This is a genomic window from Effusibacillus consociatus (assembly GCF_042652925.1).
Taxonomy (GTDB): Bacteria; Bacillota; Bacilli; order Tumebacillales; family Effusibacillaceae; genus Effusibacillus; species Effusibacillus consociatus.
The window spans coordinates 1-1,532 of record NZ_JBHSHC010000135.1; the positions used below are offsets into that span (position 1 = coordinate 1).

The following is a 1,532-nucleotide window of genomic DNA, read 5'->3' on the forward strand; positions in this document are numbered from 1 at the left end:
CATATAAAACGAAACTCTATGAAAATAGCTCTAAAATGAAGGTATGTCCAAATAAGCGGGGTTAATCCGGCACATCGTCCAGTTCTGCTTTGATGTCGGGTAAACCCGACAATTTTTCATGATATTCCCGTTCAAGCCTTCTCGATTCCAACCACTGTTTTTCCAATTCGTCTCGTCTTTCTTGCCATGTCGACTTGTCGAACTGCCGATCTATCAGGTTCAACACAACATGGGGATCCTTAGTCATTTCAAACAGTTGCTTTTGACTGAACATTCGAATCGGGAAACGTTTTTGAACGATGTTGCTTTTTTCTTTCGTAATCCATCGTCCGGAATCGTCTTTTTGTTCTTCAATGATCTGGTTGTCTTTCCAAACCAATGCAACGTCCCTGCCATCCTTTTTTAATTCGACTCGAATCACCGTATTTTTTGTAAGCATTCCCGTTTTACCACGCCCTGAGGTGATTTGGGCAAAATCGTCAAACTCTTTCTTTAGACTTTCCGGAAGGCTGTCCCTGTTGTCCAAGCCCAAGCGTAAATATTCCACCACACTTGACTTTCCGGACCCTCTGCCGCCGATTAATGTTGTAAGCCACGGACTAAACGTGACCTTCAGAGGTGTTCCTCTTCCCGCTTTCGCTCCGTCCGTGATAGAAATATTTTGAATGAAAAATCTGGTTCCCACTTCGTTCGGATTTCCCGAATATGTATCGTACCTCAAAATCCCATCCTCGCCGTCGTGAAGTGCAAGGCGCAAAGCTGTAATGTCCGGTTTTTCCATCTTTACCCAAGCATAAGATTGACCGACACAATTCGGATGATGACTGTCGGACCCGGCAACTTCGGCGAAATTCAACTTCATGTCTTTGTATATCTGAGGTTTCTCCTCAAGGGGATTACATATTTGTATCGCTAACAAACCGTTAGACATCAAACTGGTTTTTAGAGTTATTCCTTGGAACACCTTGAAAAGACCGCTCTCGTCATCCACGTGTGCTGGAATGGCTATACCATAATTTCGAATAATTTCTTCGACCACTTCAGTAAAACTTTTTCTTGTACATCCATCAGTCTCTCCCCTATTCCCCTCATATTGAACCGCTCCCAAAAGATTGGATATGTCTTCGCCGGTAACTGAAGGGTCAAATATCGCCAACAGATGGATTCCTCCGCTCACACTAATCTCCACTCCTGGAAATATGGTAAGCGGTCTGAATCCATCGCACTCTTCGGACTCCATTACGTTCAATTCTTCTTTCAGCTTATCTATCCAAGCACCTGAATTGTGATCCGTTACCGCCACGCAATCGATCTCTGCCTTCATCTGGTCCAAAAACCACTCTCTTGGTGTCCGAGCTTTCAATATTTCCTGATCTGGACCTTTTCCATAATCGTGAGATGCGGGAGTGTGTGTATGAAAGTCGAATTTTCACCACTTTGCACCATTAATATGCACAATCTCTCCTCCTTGTATAGTAAGAGCAGCTGCCAATTTGGTTCACATAAAACCAGGCTGGAGTTGCTCTTTTAAA

At 43.7% G+C, this 1,532-nt stretch carries 1 protein-coding gene; it reads right to left on the reverse strand.

The genetic code is table 11. The annotated features are described in order from the left end of the window. Positions 1-61 precede the first annotated feature (61 nt). Complete coding sequence (locus tag ACFO8Q_RS19455) at positions 62-1,324, reverse strand: AAA family ATPase (RefSeq protein ID WP_417323480.1); 1,263 nt, start codon at positions 1,322-1,324, stop codon at positions 62-64. Between the last annotated feature and the right edge of the window lie 208 nt (positions 1,325-1,532).

Excerpts from the sequence above, each read along its gene's own strand:
- ACFO8Q_RS19455 (WP_417323480.1), bottom strand. The coding sequence starts at position 1,324 with ATGAAGGCAGAGATCGATTGCGTGGCGGTAACGGATCACAATTCAGGT.